This is a genomic window from Corynebacterium timonense (genome assembly GCF_900105305.1).
Classification (GTDB): domain Bacteria; phylum Actinomycetota; class Actinomycetes; order Mycobacteriales; family Mycobacteriaceae; genus Corynebacterium; species Corynebacterium timonense.
The window spans coordinates 597,535-619,211 of record NZ_LT629765.1; the positions used below are offsets into that span (position 1 = coordinate 597,535).

A 21,677-nucleotide genomic window follows, 5' to 3' on the forward strand; every position below is an offset into this window, starting at 1 on the left:
GACGGGAATGAATAGCAGCCGGAAAGGAAAGCGGCGTGCCGTGACACGACACGACACGACACGCCGTAGGAGGACGCGATGCTGAAAGTGACTGACCTGCGGGGGCGCACCCCGACGACCTCCGAGCTACGCCGTGCGCTGCCGCGCGGCGGCGTCGACGTCGACGCGGTGGTGGGCGACGTCAGGCTGATCGTTGAGGAGGTGCGCCGGAGCGGGGCCGCGGCGGCGCTCGACTACGGGGAGAAGTTCGACGGCGTGCGCCCGTCCTCCGTGCGCGTCCCCGCCGAGGTGGTGGCCCGCGCTGTCGACACGCTCGACGCCGATGTGCGCGCCGCGCTTGACGAGGCGATCACGCGTATCCGCGCGGTGCACGCGGCGCAGAAGCCGCAGTCGCACACGACGACGCTTCGGCCCGGCGCCACCGTCACCGAGGTTTTCGTGCCCGTGCAGCGCGTCGGCCTCTACGTCCCGGGCGGCAAGGCCGTCTACCCCTCGAGTGTGCTCATGAACGTCATCCCGGCGCAGGAGGCGGGGGCTCGTTCGATGGTGGTGTGCTCGCCGCCGCAGGAGGAGTTCGACGGCTGGCCTCACCCCACGACGCTCGCGGCGTGCGCACTGCTGGGCATCGACGAGGTGTGGGCCGTGGGCGGCGCGCAGGCCGTGGCGCTCCTCGCCTACGGCGACGATAGCCACGACCTCGAGCCGGTGGACAAAGTCACGGGCCCGGGCAACATTTTCGTCGCGGCGGCAAAGCGCGTGGTCAACGGGGTCGTGGGCATCGACGCTGAGGCCGGCCCCAGCGAGATCGCGGTGCTTGCCGACGCCACCGCGGACCCCACCCTCATCGCCGCCGACCTCGTCTCCCAGGCCGAGCACGACGAGCAGGCTGCGTCGGTGCTCATCACGGATTCTGCAGAGCTGGCCGATGCAGTCAACGCCGAGGTGGAGCGCGCCGCGGCCGCAACCCTGAACTCGGAGCGTGCCAGCTCCGCCCTCGGCGGGGGGCAGTCGGGCATCGTGCTTGTCGACGACATCCACACCGCCATTGCCGCCGCCAACGCGTACGCCGCGGAGCACCTCGAGATCCACACCCGCAACCCGCGCGATGTGGCGGAGCGCATTACCAACGCCGGCGCCATCTTCGTCGGACCCTACTCGCCGGTGCCCCTGGGGGACTACGCGGCGGGGTCGAACCACGTTCTCCCCACGTCCGGCACGGCCCGCTTCGCGCCCGGGCTGAGCACCCACACCTTCCTCAAACCGGTGAGCGTGATCGAGTACGACCGCGACGCGCTCGAGGAGATCGGACCGCACATCATCACGCTGTCCGCGGCAGAGCAGCTGCCCGCCCACGGCGAGGCGATCAAGGCCCGCGGCATCGGTCAAGCGGCCGCGGGGGAGGAGGAGTAGATGGAATTCCAGCCGGGCACCCTTGCCCCCGACACCGGCCTGAATCAGCTGCCGCTGCGCGAGCAGCTGCGCGGCGCCTCCGCGTACGGGGCCCCGCAGCTGAGCGTCCCGGTGGCGCTGAACACCAACGAAAACCCCTACCCGCCGTCGTCGGAGCTCATCGAGGACCTCCTCAGCGAGGTCGCCGCGCACGCTCCGGGGCTCAACCGCTACCCGGACCGTGATGCCAGCGAGCTCCGCGCGGACCTCGCCGCCTACGTCACGGCGCGGACCGGGGTGGAAGTCACCCGCGACAACCTGTGGGCCGCTAACGGCTCCAACGAGGTCCTCCACCAGCTTTTGCAGGCCTTCGGCGGGCCGGGGCGCTGCGCGATGGGGTTCACCCCGAGCTACTCCATGCACCCGTTGTTGGCGGCGGGCACGCAGACAGAGTTCGTCTCTGTGACGCGGGGCGCGGACTTCCGCATCGACATCGACACGGCCGTCGCCGACATCGAGCGGCTGCGACCAGACGTCGTCTTTGTCACCACCCCCAACAACCCCACCGGGGACGTGACGCCGCTGGAGGGCATCGCACGGATCCTCGACGCCGCGCCCGGCATCGTCATCGTCGACGAGGCCTACGGGGAGTTCTCCGCGGCGCCGTCGGCGGTGACGCTGCTGGGCGAGTACCCGGCGAAGCTTGTCGTTTCGCGCACCATGTCCAAGGCCTTCGACTTCGCGGGTGGGCGGTTGGGGTACTTCGTCGCCGCCCCGGCCTTCGTCGAGGCGGTCATGCTCGTGCGCTTGCCGTACCACCTCGCCTCCCTGACCCAGGCGGCGGCGCGCGTTGCGCTGAGGCATGCGGAGGAGACGCTGGCGACCGTCGATAAGCTTGCTCGCGAGCGTGTGCGCGTTGAGCGTGCCCTGGTCACGATAGGCTACGAGGTGGTGCCGAGCGAATCGAACTTCCTGTTCTTTGGGCGTTTTGAAAGCTCGCATGACGCGTGGCAGGCTTTCTTGGATCGCGGTGTACTCATCCGTGACGTGGGTGTGCCCGGCTACCTGCGGGTGACCATCGGGCTCGACGAGGAAAACGACGCGTTCCTCGCGGCCGCGGCCGAGGTGCGGGCGAAGGAGGAGGCGACGAATGGCTAACAGGATCGGGACAGCAACCCGCACCACCACCGAGTCCGACATCGCGGTGGAGATCAACCTGGACGGCACCGGCGCTTCCGAGATCAGCACCGGGCTGCCCTTCTTCGACCACGTACTCACGGCCTTCGCCACCCACGGGGCGTTCGACCTGACGCTGCGCGCGGAGGGCGACGTCCACATCGACGCCCACCACACCATCGAGGACACCGCGATTACGCTCGGCTGGGCGCTTGCCGACGCCCTCGGGGACAAAAGGGGGATTCGCCGCTTCGGCTCCTGCCTGCTGCCCATGGACGAGGCCCTCGTCGAGGCCGTGGCGGACATCTCTGGGCGCCCCTACTTCGTGATGAACGGCGAGCCCGAGGACATGCGCTGGCAGATCATCGGCGGCCACTACGCCACGGTGATCAACCGCCATTTCTTTGAGACGCTCGCGTTTAACTCGCGGGTCACGCTGCATGTCAACGTGCGTTACGGGCGCGACCCCCACCACATCACTGAGGCCGAGTTCAAGGGCGTGGCGCGTGCGTTGCGCGCCGCCGTCGAACTCGACCCCGAGATTCGGGGTGTACCTTCGACGAAGGGCGCTTTGTAAGGTGTGAAAGAAAGCGGCGGCAGCACCGGCGCGCGACACGCGTCACGCGTCAAAGCACAGGGGTGCGGCGCCGACGCGCTGGGCGCTGCGCAACGTCGACATGTGAAAGGTGAACAACGACCGTAGAAAGGGTGGTACATGCGTCGGGGATGCGCTGCGGGTGTGCTCACTCCCGCGGAAGTGGAATCTGTAACGAGCCCCTGGGAGGCCCGGGGACTGAAACCAACGCTCGCGGCCGTCGCGGCCGCTTTCGGTGCGTGGTCTCTGCTTCTGCCCGTCGTGCCAACGGCGGTCCTTGATTCGGGCGGATCCGAAACCCTCGCGGGGGCGAGCACCGGTCTGTTCATGCTGTCCACGGTGCTCACCCAGATCGTGATGCCGCGCGTGCTGCGCGTCTTCGGATACCGCACGGTGATCGCCGTGGCCTCCGTGCTGCTCGGCCTTCCGGCCTTGGGCTTCCTCGTCGGCATGGATGCCGCCGTTGTCATCGTGGTCAGCCTCATCCGCGGCGTCGGCTTCGGCGCTCTCAGCGTGGCGGAAGCTGCCATTATTGCCCAGCTGGTTCCGCTGCGCCTGCTCGGGCGCACCACGGGGCTCTTCGGTATCTGGGTCGGCGGGTCTCAGATGGTCGCCCTGCCGCTGGGGCTAGCTTTGGCGGAGCGCATCGGTTACTCCCTTGTGTTCGTCACCGCCACTGTCATCGGCATGCTCGGCCTCGTCGTGTGCCTGCTGATCCCGACGATCGAGAACGAGCCCGAGGGCGACGCGGATTTCACAGGCGTTCACGTGCCCACGTGGCGCCTTGTGGCGGTGCCGATGCTCGCCCTCACCTTTGTCACGACAGCGTATGGCGCGGTGACGAACTTTCTGCCGGTCACAGTGCGTGAGATCGACCCCGCGGTCAGCGCAACCTTCGCGGGCGCCTTGTTGTCGGCCGTCAACCTCGCGGCGATGGGGGCGCGCTACTACGCGGGCATGACCTTCGACCGTCGCGGCACGCCCGGCACCGTGATGATCCCCTTCCAGATCATCGCCGCCATCGGAATCGCGCTGATTGCCCTCGTTGCCGTGACCGACCTGTCGGTGTGGTGGCTGGTGCCGGCGGCCCTGTTCTACGGGGCCGGCTTCGGCGCGGTGCAAAACGAGTCGCTGACCCAGCTGTTCTACCGGCTGCCCAAGTCGAAGACTTCCGAGGCCAGCGCCATGTGGAACATTGCCTACGACTCCGGCACGGGGATCGGCTCGTTGTTCTACGGCATGATCCTGGGCGCGGTGACCATGGGCGGCATGTACGCTGTCGCCACGGGCATCATCCTCATCGGCGTGATCATCACCTACTCGGACCGCGTGCTCGGGCGCCACCGCGTGGCGGAGGTGGACAACCTCGCCGTGCGGCTGCGCGCCGTGCAAGCACCGCGCCGCTACGGGCGCCGCGGCGGGCGCTAGACTAGCCAGCCATGATGACAGGCTCGCCCGCTTCCCGCCCCCACGTTGCCCTGCTCGATTACGGGGCCGGTAACCTGCGCTCGGCGCAGCGCGCCCTCGAACACGTCGGCGCCGAGGTCGCCGTCACCCGCGACCCGAAGGAGGCCGTCGAGGCCGACGGCCTCCTCGTGCCCGGGGTGGGCGCCTTCGACGCCTGCATGAGGGGGCTGCGGGCGGTAAACGGGCCGCGCATCGTCGGTCAGCGGCTTGCCGGCTCGCGGCCGGTGCTGGGCATTTGCGTAGGGCTGCAGGTGATGTTCGACCGGGGCACGGAGCACGGGCTGAACGCCGAGGGGATGGGGCAGTGGCCGGGCAGCGTCGAGAAGCTGCGCGCGAGCGTGCTGCCCCACATGGGGTGGAACACGGTCGAGGTCGCGCCGGGGTCGGCGATGTTCGCGGGCCTCGACCCCGCTGAGCGCTACTATTTTGTGCACTCCTACGGGGTGCAGGACTGGCAGATGCAGGAGGACGAGTTTATCGCGGCGCCGAAGGTGTCGTGGTCTGTCCACGGCGAGAGCCGGTTCGTTGCGGCGGTGGAGAACGGGCCGCTGTGGGCAACACAGTTTCACCCCGAGAAGTCGGGGGAGGCCGGCCTAGGGCTGCTCGAAAACTGGGTGCGCACGCTCGGATAAGGTTGGGCCATGGACTTCACTCTCCTTCCCGCGGTCGATGTTGTTGATGGTCAGGCGGTGCGCCTCAGCCAGGGCGAGGCCGGCACTGAGAAGAACTACGGCTCCCCGCTGCAGGCGGCGTTGAACTGGCAGGGGCAGGGCGCCGACTGGATCCATGTCGTGGACCTCGACGCCGCGTTCGGGCGCGGCTCGAACCACGAACTTGTGGCCGAGATCACCCGGGCGGTCGACGTCAACGTCGAGCTCTCGGGCGGCATTCGCGACGACGCCTCACTGGAGCGCGCCCTGGCGACGGGCGCGAAGCGCGTCAACGTGGGCACCGCGGCGCTGCGCAACCCGGAATGGGCCGCGCAGGTGATTCGCCGCTACGGCGAGAAGGTCGCCGTCGACCTCGCTGTGCGCGAGGAACACGGGCAGTGGCGCACGAAGGGCAACGGCTGGACCTCCGACGGCGGGGACCTGTGGGAAGTGCTCGAGTACTTCGACCAGGCGGGCTGCGCGCGGGTTGTCGTCACCGACGTTTCGCGCGACGGCACGTTGAGCGGGCCGAACGTCGAGCTCCTGCGCGAGGTGTCGGCCGCGACGGACGCTCTGGTCACGGCGTCCGGAGGTATCTCGTCGGTCGAGGACATCGCCGAGATCGCGCGCTTTGCGGACGAGGGCATCGACTCCGCCATCGTTGGCAAGGCGCTGTACGAAGAACGCTTCACCCTGCGCGAGGCCCTGCGCCACCTCGAGCAGGTGCGAGACGGCGAAACCACATAAAAGCGCCCTATAGGAAAAGCTGAAAGGGTAGGGTGTCGTTATGGATTCCACGGCCCGCTACCTCGAGATCGCGGAAGACGCCGTCGCGGAAGCGCGCCGTATTTTCGTCTCCCATCTTGGGGCCGCTCCCGCGCTGTTTAAAGGCGACGGCGACTTCGCCACGGAGGCAGATGTGGCGATCGAGACGCTGCTGCACGAGAAGCTGACCTCCGCGACCGGCATCCCCGTCTACGGCGAGGAGCTCGGCGGCGACCTCAACGAGGGCGCCTGCTGGGTGGTCGACCCTATCGACGGCACGTCGAACTACTCCTCCGGCAACCCCAACTGCTCCATCTTGGTGTCACTACTCCACCGCGGCCAGCCCATCGTCGCGGTCACGGAGGTGCCGCTTTTGGACATGCACCTCACCGCCGTCGACGGCGGCCCTGTCTACCTCAACGGCACCGCTCTGCCGAGGGTGAGCGACGACAACAAGGCCGCCGCCCAGGTCGGGGTCGGTTCGGTGCGCTCTCCGGATTCGGAAGACTACCCGGCCGAGGTACGCCTCGGCGTCATGGCCACACTGGCCGAGACGAACCTCCGCCCGCGAATCTCCGGGTCCGTGGGCGTGGACTTCGCCTTTGTGGCGCAGGGCATCTACCAGGCGGCGGTGAGCTTCTCGCCGCACTTGTGGGACAACTGCGCCGGGGTGCTCCTCGCACGCAGCGCGGGCGCTGTGGTCACGAGCCCCGACGGGGGGCCGTGGACCATGCGCTCGGAGGGGGCGATCGCTGGGACGAGGCGGGCCCATCGGATCGCGCTGAGTACGATGAAGTCCGTCGCCTCGAAGTAGCCGCGCAGAACGTGAGGAAAAGTTGGAGTTTCGGAGAAAGGGTCGGTGCCTGCCGTGGGAGTTGCCGTGCGTGTCATCGCGTGCTTGGACGTGGACGAGGGGCGCGTGGTCAAGGGCGTCAACTTCGAGAATCTGCGCGACGCCGGCGACCCCGTCGAGCTGGCCGCCCGCTACGGTGCCGAGGGCGTCGACGAGCTGACCTTCCTCGACGTCTCCGCCTCGAAGCAGGGCCGGGGCACCATGCTGGACGTGGTGCGCCGGACGGCTGACCACGTGTTCATCCCGCTGACGGTCGGTGGCGGGGTGCGCACCGCCGCCGACGTGCGGGAGCTACTACGCGCCGGGGCAGACAAGGTGAGCGTGAACACCGCCGCCATCGCGAACCCCTCCCTGCTGCGCGAGCTGTCCGAAGAGTTCGGCGCGCAGTGCATCGTGTTGTCCATCGACGCCCGCCGCGTCCGCCCTGACGAGCCGGGTGCTCATCCCCAGCCCTCCGGCTTTGAGGTGACCACCCACGGCGGGACCCGCTCGGCCGGCATCGACGCGATCGAGTGGGCCCGCACCGGCGAGGAGCTGGGTGTGGGGGAGATCCTGCTGAACTCGATGGACGGCGACGGCACCAAGGAGGGCTTCGACATCGAGCTGATCGAGGCGGTCCGCGCCGCGGTGAGTGTGCCCATCATCGCCTCGGGTGGCGCGGGCGCGGCCGAGCATTTTCCCCCGGCGGCGCGCGCCGGCGCGGACGCAGTCCTCGCCGCCTCGATTTTCCATTTCGGGGAGGTCCCGATCGCCGACGTGAAAAAGGCACTGCGCGAGGCGGGGGAGGACGTGCGATGACACGCCCGCTGAGCGACGACCCGGCCGTCTACGAGCTCGACCCGGCCATCGCGGACAGGCTCACACGCAACAACGCGGGCCTTGTGCCCGCGATCGTGCAGGAGGAGGGCACGGGCGACGTCCTCATGATGGCCTGGATGGACGACCACGCCTTGGCCTACACGCTGGCGACGCGCCGGGGCACCTATTACTCCCGCTCGCGCGGCGAGTACTGGATTAAGGGCGCGACGAGCGGGCACACCCAGGAGGTCACGGGGGTCCGCCTCGACTGCGACGGGGACACGCTCCTCGTGCGCGTGCGCCAGGTCGGCGGGGCCTGCCACACCGGCGACCACACGTGCTTCGACGCCGACGTGCTGTTCGAGGGGGAGGCGCATGACTAACGCGCATACGCGCTCCGACAAGCGCCTGTCGCGGGCGGGGGCGGCCCTGCTCGCGGTGGGCGGGCTGCTCGTCGTCGGCTTCACCCGCCTGAGCTGGATGACGGTCACGTACTTCGACGACAGGGCCGGCGGCGGCGAAGCGGACATCAGCGGCGCCGCGTGGTCGGCGGAGGCCTCCGCAGTGTCGCTGCTGCTTTTCGTCTCCGCGATCGCCGCGCTTGCTTTGCGACGCCTCGGCCGCCGCATCGTCGGAGTCGTCGCCGCTGTCGCCGCCGCCGGCGCGTCGCTGGCCCCCCTCCGCCTGCTGGTGCAGGGCCCCGACCCCGAGCGCGCGCACACGATCCTCACCGCGGGCTACGAGGACCTGCAGTCCCGCTCTGACGCGATCCCCAGCTGGGCCGAGATCACCGGCATCGACGTGCACACCGTCAGTCCCGTGCTCATGCTGCTGGGGTGCGTGCTTGCCCTCGTGGGCGCGGTGATCGTTGTGGCGCGCCCCGGGACGGACACTGCAAAGCTGAACAAGTACGAGCGCGAGACCGTACGCCGGGAGAAGATCACGCAGGATTTGTCCGCCGACCCGGATTCTGGGCGGGTCATGTGGGACGCGCTCGAGGCCGACCTTGACCCCACGGACCTCGGGGACGTGCAGGAGGGGCCGGGGAAGCGCCGCTAGGAAGCGGCGCGATTTCGCCTCCGCGCCGTCGGCAGATACGCTGGCAGTAACCCATGTGCTCGGACCCCGTCGAGCACGCGCAGGTTTTCGCTGATGGGAGGGGTACACATGCCGGCCAGCCAGGCAGTTGACAGCGTCGTCGACGCTGTACTTCGCGACGTCGCTCGCCGCGAGGCCGGCGTGTCCTTCCGCGAGATTAAGGCGCGCTCGCGGGACATGGAACCCACCCGCGACGTCCGCGCCGCGCTGCTGCGCTCCGGCTGCGGCGTGATCGTCGAGATCAAGCGCACCTCCCCGGTGCACGGCCCCACGGCCCCCTTTTCCGCCTCGGGGTTGTCGGTGGAGGACGTCGCCTGCGCGATCGAGGACGGTGGGGCCCACCTCATCGCCTGTCAGACGGAGCGCGTGCGTTTCGACGGCTCACTCGCCGACATGGCGGCCGCCCGCGAGGCGGTGAGCCTTCCCGTGGTGTGCCGCGACGTCATCGTCGACCCCTACCAGATCCACGAGGCGCGCTGCTACGGTGCCGACATGGTCCCGCTGCAGGTGGGCATCCTGGACCAGCACCGCCTCGAGGCACTCATCGACCGCGCCGAGAGCCTCGGTATGGAGGTCATGGCGGAGGTCCGCACTCCAGAGGACGCGGACCGGGCGCTGCGCGCCGGGGCGACGATCGTGGCGGTGAACTCGTGGACCTTCGACACCAACGCGCTCAACCGGCACGCCTTTGCCGACATCGCGCCTGGGCTGCCGACGGAGGTGCTCAAGATCAGCCTTGGCGGGGTGCGCAACGCGCGTGACCTTATCGACGCAGCCGCCGCGGGCGCCGACGCCGTCCTCGCCGCCGAGGCTGTCATGAGCCACGAGGACATCTGCGCGGCCACCCGGCGCCTCGCCGCCGCCGGCCAGCATCCGGCGTGCCCCTCGCGCTCGTAATCCGGGCTGTATGTGCCCCGGCTCGCCCGCAGGCGGGTCCGTGAGGCAGACTATGGGGCGTGGAAACGACGATTCTGGCAAACATTCCTTCCCCGCCACAAGGGGTGTGGTACCTCGGCCGGCTCCCCATCCGCGCCTACGCGCTGTGCATCATCGCCGGGATTATCGTGGCGCTGTGGATTACCCTGCGCCGCTACAAGGCCCGCGGCGGCAACCCCGATGTGGTGTGGGACGCCGTCATCGTCGTCATCCCGGCCGGGATTGTCGGCGGGCGCTTGTACCACGTGATCACCGACTGGGATAAGTACTTTGGGCCCGGTAGAGACCCGTGGCAGGCGTTCAACGTCACCGCCGGCGGCCTCGGCATCTGGGGCGCGGTGGCGGCGGGCGTCCTCGGCGTGTGGGCGCTGTTTCGCGTCAAGAAGCTCCCGCTGGGCCCCTTTCTCGATTCGGCCGCGCCCGGCGTCATCCTCGCGCAGGCCATTGGGCGGTTGGGCAACTGGTTCAACCAGGAGCTCTACGGCCGCCCCACGGACGTGCCGTGGGCGTTGGACATCTACTACCGCGTCGGCCCGGACGGCTCGTACGCCCCGCTGACGGGCCGCTCCACCGGCGAGGTCATCGCGAGTGTGCACCCCACATTCCTCTACGAGATGCTGTGGAACATCCTGCTCTTTTGCTTCCTGCTGTGGGCGGACCGTCGCTTCCGCCTCGGCCACGGCCGGGTGTTCGCGCTCTACGTTGCCGGGTACTCCCTGGGCCGCTCGTGCGTCGAGCTCATGCGCGCGGACGAAGCAAACATGATTCTTGGGCTGCGCGTGAACACCTGGGTGAGCGCTATTGTGCTGATCGTCGCTGTGATCGTGTTCTTCCGTCTGCGGAAGGGCCGGGAGACGCCGGAGGAGGTCGACCCGACGTACCACCGCGAGCGCGCCGAGGCGTAGCGGGGTAGCTTGGGCGGCGGAACCGTACACGCCGGCGCCGCCGGAGCTAACTAGGGTGGGAGATCGTGGATAGAAGAACAAAAATCGTGTGTACTCTCGGGCCCGCGGTGGCCAGCGAAGACGCAATTCTCGGACTGGTGCGCGAGGGCATGGACGTCGCTCGCCTGAACTTCTCGCACGGCGACCACGCGGACCACGAGCAGAACTACCGATGGGTGCGCGAGGCGACCGATACAACCGGCCACGCCGTGGGCATCCTCGCCGACCTGCAGGGCCCGAAGATTCGCCTCGGCCGCTTCGAGGAGGGCTCCACGTACTGGGAGACCGGCGAGGAGGTGCGCATCACCGTCGACGACATCCAGGGCACCCACGACCGCGTCTCCACTACCTACAAGCAGCTCGCGCAGGATGCGAAGCCGGGCGATCGCTTGCTTGTCGACGACGGAAAGGTCGCCCTCGTCGTCACCGCCGTCGAGGGCAACGACGTGGTGGCCAAGGTGACCGAGGGCGGCCCAGTGTCCAACAACAAGGGCGTTTCTCTGCCCGGGATGGACATCTCCGTGCCGGCCCTGTCCGAGAAGGACAAGGAGGACCTGCGCTTCGCGCTGCGCCTCGGCGTGGACCTCGTCGCGCTATCGTTCGTGCGCTCCCCGGCGGACATCGACCTCGTCCACGAGATCATGGACGAGGTGGGCCGCCGTGTGCCCGTCATCGCGAAGCTGGAGAAGCCCGAAGCCGTCGAGGCGCTGGAGTCGATCGTCCTCGCCTTCGACGCCGTCATGGTGGCCCGCGGCGACCTGGGCGTCGAGATCCCGCTGGAACAGGTGCCGCTCGTGCAAAAGCGCGTGATCCAGATCGCCCGCGAGAACGCGAAGCCGGTGATCGTGGCCACGCAGATGCTCGACTCGATGATCGAGAACTCCCGACCCACCCGCGCCGAGGCCTCGGACGTGGCCAACGCGGTGCTCGACGGCGCGGACGCCGTCATGCTCTCGGGCGAGACCTCGGTGGGGATCGACCCCCACAACGTGGTGCGCACCATGGCCCGCATCGTGCGCGTCGCGGAGTCGACCGGCTTCGTGCCGCCGCTCAACCACATCCCGCGCACGAAGCGCGGCGTCATCTCCTACTCGGCCAACGACATCGCCAACCGGCTCAACGCGCGCGCGATAGTCACCTTCACCACCTCGGGGGACACCGCACGCCGCGTGGCGCGCCTGCACCCGGAGCTGCCGCTGCTGGTGTTTACCCCGGTGCAGCAAGTGCGCTCCCAGCTCGCCCTGACGTGGGGCGCGGAGACCTTCTTGTGCCCGCCGGTCAGCGGCACTGACGAGATGATCAAGGTCGTCGACGACATCCTTTTGTCCATGGAACAGTACAACGCAGGCGACGCGATGGTCGTCGTGGCCGGCACCCCGCCCGGGGTGGCGGGCACGACGAACACCATTCACGTGCACCAGCTGGGCGACGACACCGCTAACCCCCGCTTCTAAACCCGGCCCACCACCACGCCGCCCAGTCGGCGGCGCCCGGCTGGGCCGGCACGGCACGCGATCCGCCCGGACCCACGATGCGGGTGACGGGGCTGATGCCGTGCAGCGAGTTCACAAACCACAGCGGCATACCTGGGCGCAGCCGTCCGGCGCGAACGCGGTGGCCGAGCTCGCGGGCGCGTTCGGCCACCTGCTCCTGGGTCACGGAGGGAAGCCGCACGCCCGCCGGCACGACGAGTACGTCGCCGTGCCAGCCGACGAGGGCGCCGGTGGTCGTCTCGTCGAAATCGCCGAGGACCACGTCGTCCGCGCCGGGCGGTGCGTAGTTGTCCCGGAAACGGGCTAGGCGGGCGAGATCGGGGCCCTTGACCAGCGGCGCGGTGCGCGGGTCCGGCGCGTCGGCGAGGCCGAGCACCGTGGTGCGCCGCGCGGGCGGGGCGGGGCGCACGTCGAGGCGCAGCTCGCCCTCCGCGAGGGCCACCCGCGGGAAAAAGTGCCCCGCTTCGCCTACGACGCGGAGGGTGGCTTCCCAGAAGCCGGGCGGAAGCGGGCCGGTACAGCGCTCGAAGCGGCGCGCGTGGGAGCCGAGACAGTGGGTGCGGCCGTCCACGTGGCGCCACGAGTCCGCGCACGCGATCTCGCCGACGGGCGCGTCGGTGGGCTGCCACCCGTCGCTCCAGAGGTAGCGCCTCATTCGAGGCCGCCGATCACGGCGCGCGCCTTGAGCAGGAGTTCCGCGTACTCGGCGTGCGCGTCCGAGGCCCACACGATGGCGCCGCCGGCGCCGACGCGCACGGTGTCGCCGTGCGCGACGGCGGTGCGGATGACCACGCTGAGGTCGGCGGAGCCGTCGAAACCGAGGTAGCCCACCACGCCCGAGTACACCCCGCGCGGCCCGGCCTCGAGCTCGTCGATGATCGCGCAGGTGCGCTCCTTCGGCGCGCCCGTCATTGAGCCGGGCGGGAACGCCGCGCGCACAAGGTCCACCAGGCTGGCCCCGGGGCGCAGCTGACCGGTCACGGTAGAGACGAGCTGGTGCACGGTGGCGTAGGTTTCCACGTGCATGAGCTTCGGCACGGAGACGCTGCCGGGGGTGCAGACGCGGGAGAGGTCGTTGCGCAGTAGGTCGACGATCATGAGGTTCTCGGCGCGCGTTTTGGCGTCGTCACGCAGGGCGCTCGGAGGCTGATCGCGCGGGATGGTGCCCTTGATGGGCTTGGCCTCGACCGCGCGGTCGCGGACGCGGAGGAAGCGTTCGGGCGAGCTGGAGAGCACTTCGACGTCGCCGAGGGCGAGGTAGGCGGCGTAGGGCGCCGGGTTGGAGCGCCGCAGCCGCGAGTAGAGGTCGAGGCCGCGGCCTGCGGCGGGTGCCTCGTAGGTGTCGGTCAGACACACCTCGTAGGAGTCCCCGCGCGCCAGCGCCGCTTTGATCGCCGCGATGCGCGCGAGGTACTCCTCCCTGCTCAGCCGCCACGATCCGGGGCCGAGGCCCGCGGGCTCGGTCGCGGCAGGCTGGGCGCGAAGAGCCGCTTTCAGCGTAGCGACGAGCCGCGTCGCCTCCGCCTCCCGTTCTGGCTGGTAGAGCGCCATGAGATGCGCGCGCCGCGCCGCGTGATCGTAGACGAGGAACGACTGCGGGCGCACAAAGCACGCGTCGGGGTAGGAGTTGGCGTGCCGGGGGACGAAGCCGGGGAGGGTCAGGGCGGCGCACTCGTAGGTGAGGTAGCCGACCCAGCCGCCAGTGAAGGGGAGAGGCGGGGCGGTGCTCGTGTCCACGTCCACGGCAAGCTCGGCCTCGAGCTCGGCGAGCACGTCCCCGCCCGAAGTGAGGCTGTAGGCCAAGGTGCGCGTCAACGACCCGGCGCCGCTGGCCATGATGCTGTAGCCCTCGCCCGTGGCGGAGTCGAGCCAGAAGGCGTTGCCTCCCGCGCCGGTGAGCGCACGGAAGGTGGCCTCGGTGTCCAGGTCCACGTCCACCGCCTCGTGCGCAAGGCCCCACCTGCGCGGCGCGTCACCGGCGGGCGCGAGCGCAAGGAAGTTACGCATGAGTGTGTCGCCGTGCTCGGTGAGTACCGACTCGGGGTGGAACTGCACGCCCCAATGCGGGGCGCCGAGCACCTCGAGGGCCTGCACAACGCCGTCCTCGCTGCGAGCGTGGACGCGCACGCCGGGAATGTCCGTGACATGCAGCGAGTGGTAGCGCACGACCCGCATGCCCTGAGGCACGCCGGCGAAGATGCCCTCGCCCGAGTGTCGGAGCGTGCTCACGTGCCCGTGGTGCGGCTCGGCGCGCTCGACGTCCGCGCCCGCTAGGTGGGCCAGGCCCTGATGGCCCAGGCACACCCCGAGCAGCGGGACGCCCGCGGCGGCCTCGATGACGGCGCGGGAGCCCCCAAAGTCCTCGTCGGCGCTCGGAGTGCCCGGCCCAGGGGAAATGACGACGTGGCTGTAGGCACCAGCGCGCACGCGCTCGCAGATGCCCAAGCGGTCGACGTCGTCGGAGCGCACGACCTCGGGTTCCTCGCCCGCCACCGCGGCAATGAGGTGGGCGAGGTTGAAGGTGTAGGAATCGCGGTTGTCGACGAGCAGGATCACGAGCGCCGCCCCGCGAAAGGGCGAGCGCTCAGGGCGGCTAGTCGCGTGCGATCGGGGTCGGCTCGATGTTCCACACCTCGGTAGCGTAGTCGCGGATGGTGCGGTCGGACGAGAAGCGCCCTGACTCACAGATGTTGATCCAGCACATGCGCGCCCAGTGCAGCGGGTCCTCGTAGTACTCGTGGGCCATGCGGTCGCGGGTGTCGCGGTAGGCGGCGAAGTCGCCCAGCACGTAGTAGACGTCCGGGGTGTCCCAGCCATTCGACTCGAGGAGCGAGGCGCGGATGTCGTGGAAGGCGCCTGTTCCAGCGTCGTCAAGCGTGCCGTCGGTGAGCGCGTCGAGCGCGCGCTTGAGGCCCGGGGTCTGCTCGAGGCAGGCCTGCGGGTTGTAGCGCTCGCGCAGCTCGTCCAGTTCGTCGACGGTGGCGCCGAAGATGTAGGCGTTGTCCGCGCCGACGGAGTCGACGATCTCGACGTTGGCACCGTCCATGGTGCCCAGGGTGAGCGCGCCGTTCATCATGAACTTCATGTTGGAGGTGCCCGAGGCCTCCTTGCCCGCGGTGGAGATCTGCTCGGAGACGTCTGTGGCGGGGATGATGTGCTCGGCGGGGGAGACGTTGTAGTTCTCCACGAAGACGACCTGCAGGTAGGTCGATACCTCGGGGTCGTTGTTGACCAGCTCGCCGATCGCGTTGATGAGTTTGATGATGCCCTTCGCGCGCGCGTAGCCCGGCGCCGCCTTCGCGCCGAAGATGAAGGTGCGCTTGGGCACGTCGCGCTCGCCGTCCTCCTTGATGCGGAAGTACAGGTCGAGGATGTAGAGCGCGTTCATGAGCTGGCGCTTGTACTCGTGCAGGCGCTTTATTTGGGTGTCAAAGACGGAGTCTGGATCGACTGTCTCGCCCTGGTGGTCGGACAGCCAGGCGGAGAAGGCCTCCTTGTTGGCCACCTTGATCTCGCGCAGTTCGCGCATGACGTCGTCGTTGTCGGCGAAGTGGCGCAGCTCGCGCAGCGCGTCGAGGTTTGTCACCCACGCGTCGGATCCGGAGAGGCGGTCCAGCAGTGCGGACAGGCGCGGGTTGCACATGCGCAGCCAGCGGCGCGGGGTGACGCCGTTGGTCTTGTTGTTGAACTTCTCCGGGTACAGCCCGTGCCAAAAGCCCAGGGTGTCGCGCTTGATGATGTCGGTGTGCAGAGCCGCCACGCCGTTGATGGAGTAGGAGGCGTAGGCCGCGATCCACGCCATGTGCACCTTGCCGTCGTGGACGGGGGAGTGGCGGTGGGCGGTGTCGGGGTCGATCCCGCGGGACTCCATGTCCAGGCGGTAGCGGCGGTCGATTTCCACGACGATCTCCCAGATACGCCAGAACAGCTGCTTGAAGATGGCCGCGTCCCAGGTCTCCAGCGCCTCCTGCAGCACAGTGTGGTTGGTGTAGGCGAAGGTGTGGGTGGTCACCTCCCAGGCCTCGTCCCAGCCGAGGCCGTGCTCGTCCATGAGCAGGCGCATCAGCTCCGGGATGGCGAGGACGGGGTGCGTGTCGTTGAGCTGAACCGAGTTGTAGTCGTGGAAGCCGCGCACGTCCTCGCCGTGGTGCTCGATGTAGGTGTCCAGCATCTCCTGCAGGGAGGCGGAGACGAAGAAGTACTGCTGGCGCACGCGCAGCACCTTTCCGGCGAAGGAGGAGTCGTTGGGGTAGAGCACGCGTGTCAGGTCGTGCACCGCCTCGCGCTCGAGGATGGCGTCGGTGAAGCGCTGGTGGTTGAACGCGTCGTAGTCAAACTCGTGGACAGGCTTGGCGTCCCACAGGCGCAGCGTGCCGACGTTGCGGGTGCCGTAGCCGGTGATCGGCATGTCGTAGGGCACCGCGCGGACGTTCATGTCGTCGAAACGCACGATGCGCTGCTGCGTGCCGCGGCGCACGATGAAGGGGTAGAAGGTCTCCTTCCAGGCGTCGGGTTGCTCCTTCTGGAAGCCGTCGACGAACTCCTGGCGGAACAGGCCGTAGCGGTAGAGCAGGCCGTAGCCGGTAACGGGGTAGTCCTGGGTCACCGCGGAGTCGAGGAAGCAGGCAGCGAGGCGGCCCAGGCCGCCGTTGCCCAGGGCGGCGTCGTGCTCGGCCTCGAGGACATCGGCCAGCTCGCGGCCGTACTCGGAGGTGACGCGCGCCGCGTCGTCGACAAGGCCCACGTTGGTGAGGTTGTTCAGAAGGGCGCGGCCCTGCAGGAACTCCGCGGAGAAGTACGCCTGGCGGCGGGTGGCGGCGTAGGCCTTGCGGGTCGCGTCCCAGTCGTCGGCCAGCTGCTCCATGACCGCTGCGGACAGGCCGGTCCAGAACTTTTTCACAGTCGAGTTTTCGGGTCGCGCGCCGGAGAAGCTGCGGATGTGCCCGCCGATGGTGGATTCGAAAGCTGGCGTGTGTGCTGGTGTGTTCATGGTCTGCTTCATCTACCTCATCTACCTGGCGAATCGCCGTTGGTGCGTGCTGGTGGGTGTGGTGTGTGCGTGCCGGGGCAGGTTTCCCCGGTGGTGCGGGGCCCGGGACGGTTCCCGAGCCTACCTGGACAGGTACGTCAGCACCGCGGTGATCGCGGCCTTGTTGGCCGACTCGATCGTCGGCTCGTACTCCGGCAGGAAGGTCGCCATGTGGTTGACGGGGACGTCCTCGTTGACGCGGTCGGCGCGCACCGCTGCGTCCCATTGCTCCCGCGGGGTGCAGCCGACTAGCCAGAAGAAGTAGGGCGCGCCGAAGGCCGTCGGAATCGTGGGGAAGTCCTCCGAGACGGTCTTGCGCGGCGCTCGCACCGAGTCGTGCCCGAAGACGGCGTCGAAGTTGGGGCGGACCTTGTTGTACACGACGGCGTCATTGCTCAGCAGCTCCCCGTGGGCGAAGTACTCGATCGCGGGGGCGTCCGTGATGCCGGAGGCGAGCACCTCGGCGTGGACGACGCGCTCGATGGAGGCGTAGACCTTGGCCTTTGTCTTGTCACTGTAGAAGCGGCAGTTGAGGGTGAGCTCCGCGGAGGCCGGGATGATGTTGTTGGCGGAGCCGGCGCGCATGCTGGCGACGGTGACCACGGCGAAGTCGCCGGGGTCGACTTCGCGGCCGACGATGCCCTGCATGCGGGTGATGATCATGGCGGCGGTAAACGTCGGGTCCACCGCGGCGTGCGGCATGGAGCCGTGGGCGCTGCGGCCCGGGATGGTGACGCGGATGGAGTCGCAGGCGGCGAACTGGGGGCCCTCCTTGCTCATCACCTGGCCTGCGCGGCCGGGCATGACGTGCATGCCAAAGCACACGTCGGGCCGGGGCACACGGCTGGTCAGGCCGTCCTCGACCATCGCGTCCGCCCCAGCGGCGATCTCCTCGCCCGGCTGGAACAGCGCGATGAAGGTGCCCGTCCAGTGCTCGCGCGTGTGGTCCATGAAGTCGCACAGGCCGAGCAGAGCCGTGGTGTGCACGTCGTGGCCGCAGGCGTGCATCGTCCCCACAGGCTTGCCGTCGGGGCCCGGCACGACCTTGTGGGAGGCGTAGGACACCCCGGTCGCCTCGGTGACGGGCAAGCCGTCGAAGTCGGCGCGGTAGAGCACGGTCGGTCCCTCGCCGTTGCGGAAGATGGCGACGATGCCGTACTGGCCCAGCGGGGCGACAACCTCGCAGTCGAAGCGGCCCAGCTCGGTGAGGATGCGCCGGTGGGTCTCCTCCTCCTGCATCGACAGCTCGGGGTTCGAGTGCAGGATCTCGTAGAGGCGTCGCTGCCACACCGAGTCGATCTCGTAGGCGGCGAAGATGTCGGCGAAGGGCGTGTCCGCGTCTGGGCCGGTACTCATGGGGTGGTCGATACTCCTTTACGGGTGGTGGTGAAGGTGCACGCGGTCTGTGACGTGCGGGTCCGCCTCCCAACTTAGCGAGGGGTTGTAGCGCAGGCAGTTGCGCACCGGCGTGCACTCGTCCGCGACGCGGATCGTGTCGCTGATACGCCCCTGCTCACGCAGCTCGACGAGGCGCCGGGTGATGCGCTCGCGGATGTTGCTCGGCGAGATGGTGTTGACGTAGATCTTGGTGCCCCCCTCGAAGCCGGCGAGGGTGGACACGCGCCACTTCAGGTTCACGCGCAGCGGCATGGCCACGTCGAGATCGATCGGCTTGTGGTGCCACTCCTCGTTGCACGGCACCTGCGGCCCGGTCGCGGCGTGCGCGGCGTGGAGCAGGTCGGAAAAGCAGCGGGCCTCGTCGGCGCGCATGAGCCACGGCTCTGCGGCGGCCGACTTGGAGTAGACCACCATCGTGGGGTAGCGGTGCCCGACGCCGGCGAGCAGGATGGCGTGTTCGTTCTCCGCAATGACGAGGTTGTGGTAGAAGGCGTGGTTGACGGCCAGCTCGTTGTACATGTTCGCGTTGTGCCGCAGCTTGGCAATTTCCCAGTCGTTGCTCGCCCCGCGCTCGTCGATAGCAACGAGCTGCTTGTGCAGGTGGTCAAAGGAGGCGCCGGCCGGGGAGAGCCAATTCTGGAACACAGCCACGTAAGGCGCGTAGCGGTTGGTGTCGTACAGGTCGCGCATCGCGTCGATGGTGAGGGTGATAAACCCGAAATGTTCGTCGGGCGTCAGCGTGCCCGACGAGGCGAGCTGGGAATCGTCCGTCGCGTCGTCGACGAAGTGGCGCCGGGCGATGATGACGTCGTGGCCGCCGCCGAAGTAGGAGGGTGCGAGCTTAAGAAGCTCCTCTTCCGAGGCGCCGTCGGCCGCCGAGCCGAGGCGGCGGCGCGCGATGTCGAGCAGGTGGGAGCGCCCGGCGGGGTCCGCGAGGTAGGTGTCCATCCACTCGCGCTGGGCGCTGGGCATCTCGTAGCCGTAGTTTTTTGCCCAGTAGTTGTACGAGACGATCTCGAAGAGGTTGGGCACGCGGCGAAACTCCGCGCGTTCCTCCCCGAGCTGGCTGGGGAGCAGGCGCTGGCGCAGGGCCCACCCGTCTCCGTCCCAGTCCCCCTCGCTCGAGCGCACAAGGCGGGACTTTTCCGGCGGCGTGCTCAGCTGGTTGTCCGAACAAAACGCGCACGAGTCGGTGAAGTCCTCCGGGCGCAGCGGCGAGGCGTTGCGCACGGGGGTGGCCAGAGGCCGGTCGCCGCGCCCGGGGACCGTCCACACCTCGGTCCCCGAAAACGGGTTCACCTGTTTGACCGTGCCGTCGGCCATGGTGACGAGGGGATCGGGGGCTGCGGGGGAGAAGAAGGTCATGCCCTCCAAGGATATTGTTTAGCCTTGGCTCATGCCGATCATCCAGTTCGATGTCCTTGTCCCCGACTTCGCCGCGCCCGAGGTGGCCGCCTCGTTTCAGAGCGCCCTCGACATCCTCGTGCGGCGCGAGATGCTCACCTCGGGCGAGGTGGAGCACGCCGAGCCGCCGCGTCTCGACGCCCCCACGACCGACCAACTGAAGGAGGTCTACCGCACCGACCGCGGCGGCGACCCGGACGCCGACGGCGCGCGCGTGCACCGCTTCCTCATCACCGCCGACGGCGCGGATAGCTACAACAAGCTGGCGATGGGGCTGTCGCGTGTGCTCACCCCGAAGGCGACGCTGCCGAAGGACCCAGCGGCGCTCATGCAGCAGGAGCGGTTCGAGGTCGCCTCGATCTACCCCTGGATGGTGGACGTGCGCAGGTAGCGCACCGCGATCTCCGCGCCGGCGCGCGTGAGCTGCTCCCGTGTGTCGTCGAGCGCCTCGAGCTCGACCCCGATCACGTCGTCGGGCAGCTCGTGGTCGATTGTGCCGGCGGCGACGGCGGCGGTGGTCCCTGCGGCCGCGGCGAGGTCCAGCACCGTGGACACCACCTTTCCCTCGGGGCTCTGGTCGTCGAAGCGCCCCTCGCCGGTGACAACGAGCGATGCGCCCGCGATGCGCTCGTCGAGCCCGTGCATCTGCGCCACGAGCCGCGCGCCGGGCACCACCCGCACGTGCCCGTCGGTGCCGTGTAGCGTGCGCGAGAGCCACGTGATACCCACCGCGACCGCGCCCGCGGCGCCGTAGCCTGGGGTGGCGGGGTCGACTCCCGTGACGTCGCAGAGGTGGGCGAGGCCGCGGTCGAGCGTCTCGACGTCCTCGGGGGTGGCGCCCTTCTGCGGTCCGAAGACGTGGGCCGCGCCGCGGCGACCGGTGGCGGGGACGAGGGCGTCGGCAAGCAACAGCCAATCGACGGAGCCCGCGGGGATGTTGACGGTGGCGGTGTCGATATCGGCGAGCCGCTCGAGGTCGCCGCCCCCGGGTTTCAGGTTGTACCCGGCCGCGTCGACAGGCTGCGCGCCGAGGGCGACAAGGATGCCAGTGCCGCCGTCGACGGTGGCGGAGCCGCCCAACCCGAGGACGATGCGCGTCGCGCCGCGGGACTGTGCGTCCGCGATGAGCACGCCGGTGCCGTAGGTGTCCCCGCTTACGGGCACGGGGGCGTCCGCGACGGCGGGGAGGCCGGAGGCCGCGGCGATGTCGATGTAGGCGGTGGTCGTGTCCTCGTCGTAGGTGTAGGTGGCCTCGGTGAGGCGGCCGGCCGCATCGGTGGTGGGGAGGGTGACACGCTCGCCGCGAAAGAGCTCGGACGTGCCCTCGCCGCCGTCGGCCATGGGGACGAGCGTGATCTCGGCGTCCTTGATGATGCTGCGGATACCCTCGCCGAGCCAGTGCGCGGCGTCGGCGGCGCGCGCCGTGCCCTTGAAGGCGTCCGGGGCGATGACGATGCGCGGGGAGGGAGCGGGAGAAGAGGTGATCTGTGTCATAAAAACTTCCGTTGTGTGGGGGAAAACTCAAGCTGAGGGTGATTTTAGTGAGGCGGGTCGGGCGCGCTTGCCACCGGGCGCGGAAGAATTGCGGCAATTTCTGTTGCGCGTTCGGTGGACAGGCGTATTGTTGGTGACGTTGTAAACCTGCCGTTCGTTAGGTATTGGGTTTACAGGCCTCCCGCCGG

Annotated in this window: 20 protein-coding genes; 14 read left to right on the forward strand and 6 right to left on the reverse strand. The window is 69.0% G+C overall.

Translation table 11 applies throughout. The features are described from left to right. The first annotated feature begins 78 nt into the window (after positions 1–78). The 13 genes from hisD to pyk all read left to right on the forward strand — a co-directional run bounded on the left by hisD (position 79) and on the right by pyk (position 12,125). Positions 79–1,410, forward strand: a complete 1,332-nt coding sequence (gene hisD / locus BLT81_RS02925) for a histidinol dehydrogenase (RefSeq protein ID WP_019193049.1) — start codon at positions 79–81, stop codon at positions 1,408–1,410. Continuing rightward, on the forward strand, positions 1,411–2,547 hold the full coding sequence (locus BLT81_RS02930) for a histidinol-phosphate transaminase (RefSeq protein ID WP_019193048.1): 1,137 nt from the start codon (positions 1,411–1,413) through the stop codon (positions 2,545–2,547). After that, positions 2,540–3,142 carry an imidazoleglycerol-phosphate dehydratase HisB gene (hisB, locus tag BLT81_RS02935; RefSeq protein WP_019193047.1) on the forward strand — a complete coding sequence of 201 codons (603 nt, stop codon included), beginning with the start codon at positions 2,540–2,542 and terminating at the stop codon, positions 3,140–3,142. Before BLT81_RS02930 ends, hisB begins: the two co-directional genes overlap by 8 nt. A gap of 180 nt (positions 3,143–3,322) precedes the next feature. Next, positions 3,323–4,588: an MFS transporter gene (locus BLT81_RS02940; protein WP_231286554.1), complete on the forward strand. Its 1,266-nt coding sequence runs from the start codon at positions 3,323–3,325 to the stop codon at positions 4,586–4,588. 11 nt (positions 4,589–4,599) lie between these two features. Then, entirely contained in the window at positions 4,600–5,259 is a 660-nt protein-coding gene (hisH, locus tag BLT81_RS02945) for an imidazole glycerol phosphate synthase subunit HisH (protein ID WP_019193045.1), read from the forward strand. 9 nt (positions 5,260–5,268) lie between these two features. Further along, a complete protein-coding gene (gene priA, locus BLT81_RS02950; protein ID WP_019193044.1) occupies positions 5,269–6,024 on the forward strand; it encodes a bifunctional 1-(5-phosphoribosyl)-5-((5-phosphoribosylamino)methylideneamino)imidazole-4-carboxamide isomerase/phosphoribosylanthranilate isomerase PriA in 756 nt (251 codons plus the stop codon). Positions 6,025–6,064: 40 nt separating this feature from the next. Further along, positions 6,065–6,856, forward strand: coding sequence for an inositol monophosphatase family protein (locus BLT81_RS02955; protein ID WP_019193043.1), 792 nt, complete (start codon positions 6,065–6,067; stop codon positions 6,854–6,856). 54 nt (positions 6,857–6,910) lie between these two features. Continuing rightward, positions 6,911–7,693: an imidazole glycerol phosphate synthase subunit HisF gene (gene hisF / locus BLT81_RS02960; RefSeq protein WP_040420773.1), complete on the forward strand. Its 783-nt coding sequence runs from the start codon at positions 6,911–6,913 to the stop codon at positions 7,691–7,693. Between the two features lie 8 nt (positions 7,694–7,701). Further along, positions 7,702–8,076, forward strand: coding sequence for a phosphoribosyl-AMP cyclohydrolase (gene hisI, locus BLT81_RS02965; RefSeq protein WP_040420771.1), 375 nt, complete (start codon positions 7,702–7,704; stop codon positions 8,074–8,076). Then, positions 8,069–8,752, forward strand: a complete 684-nt coding sequence (locus BLT81_RS02970; RefSeq protein ID WP_019193040.1) for a TIGR02234 family membrane protein — start codon at positions 8,069–8,071, stop codon at positions 8,750–8,752. The genes hisI and BLT81_RS02970 overlap by 8 nt, the downstream gene beginning before the upstream one ends. Before the next feature lie 108 nt (positions 8,753–8,860). Further along, positions 8,861–9,688 (forward strand): indole-3-glycerol phosphate synthase TrpC, encoded by an 828-nt coding sequence (locus tag BLT81_RS02975; protein ID WP_019193039.1) that lies wholly within the window; start codon positions 8,861–8,863, stop codon positions 9,686–9,688. A 59-nt stretch (positions 9,689–9,747) separates the two neighbouring features. Then, positions 9,748–10,632: a prolipoprotein diacylglyceryl transferase gene (gene lgt, locus BLT81_RS02980; RefSeq protein ID WP_040420636.1), complete on the forward strand. Its 885-nt coding sequence runs from the start codon at positions 9,748–9,750 to the stop codon at positions 10,630–10,632. 65 nt (positions 10,633–10,697) lie between these two features. Then, a complete protein-coding gene (gene pyk / locus BLT81_RS02985) occupies positions 10,698–12,125 on the forward strand; it encodes a pyruvate kinase (RefSeq protein WP_040420635.1) in 1,428 nt (475 codons plus the stop codon). On the opposite strand, the gene BLT81_RS02990 is transcribed toward pyk, so the two are convergent. The 5 genes from BLT81_RS02990 to BLT81_RS03010 all read right to left on the reverse strand — a co-directional run bounded on the left by BLT81_RS02990 (position 12,109) and on the right by BLT81_RS03010 (position 19,956). Then, entirely contained in the window at positions 12,109–12,819 is a 711-nt protein-coding gene (locus BLT81_RS02990; protein WP_019193036.1) for an aminotransferase class IV, read from the reverse strand. The genes pyk and BLT81_RS02990 overlap by 17 nt on opposite strands. Continuing rightward, positions 12,816–14,720 carry an aminodeoxychorismate synthase component I gene (pabB, locus tag BLT81_RS02995; protein WP_019193035.1) on the reverse strand — a complete coding sequence of 635 codons (1,905 nt, stop codon included), beginning with the start codon at positions 14,718–14,720 and terminating at the stop codon, positions 12,816–12,818. Before pabB ends, BLT81_RS02990 begins: the two co-directional genes overlap by 4 nt. Positions 14,721–14,757: 37 nt before the next feature. Continuing rightward, positions 14,758–17,154, reverse strand: coding sequence for a glycogen/starch/alpha-glucan phosphorylase (locus BLT81_RS03000; RefSeq protein WP_155860762.1), 2,397 nt, complete (start codon positions 17,152–17,154; stop codon positions 14,758–14,760). A gap of 120 nt (positions 17,155–17,274) precedes the next feature. Further along, on the reverse strand, positions 17,275–18,549 hold the full coding sequence (locus tag BLT81_RS03005) for an amidohydrolase (protein ID WP_019193033.1): 1,275 nt from the start codon (positions 18,547–18,549) through the stop codon (positions 17,275–17,277). A gap of 18 nt (positions 18,550–18,567) precedes the next feature. Further along, entirely contained in the window at positions 18,568–19,956 is a 1,389-nt protein-coding gene (locus tag BLT81_RS03010; protein ID WP_019193032.1) for a DUF4921 family protein, read from the reverse strand. Between the two features lie 31 nt (positions 19,957–19,987). Between BLT81_RS03010 and BLT81_RS03015 the strand changes: the two genes are divergently transcribed. Next, positions 19,988–20,386: a hypothetical protein gene (locus BLT81_RS03015; RefSeq protein ID WP_019193031.1), complete on the forward strand. Its 399-nt coding sequence runs from the start codon at positions 19,988–19,990 to the stop codon at positions 20,384–20,386. On the opposite strand, the gene BLT81_RS03020 is transcribed toward BLT81_RS03015, so the two are convergent. After that, positions 20,356–21,489: a glycerate kinase gene (locus BLT81_RS03020; protein ID WP_019193030.1), complete on the reverse strand. Its 1,134-nt coding sequence runs from the start codon at positions 21,487–21,489 to the stop codon at positions 20,356–20,358. The genes BLT81_RS03015 and BLT81_RS03020 overlap by 31 nt on opposite strands. Positions 21,490–21,677: the final 188 nt, after the last annotated feature.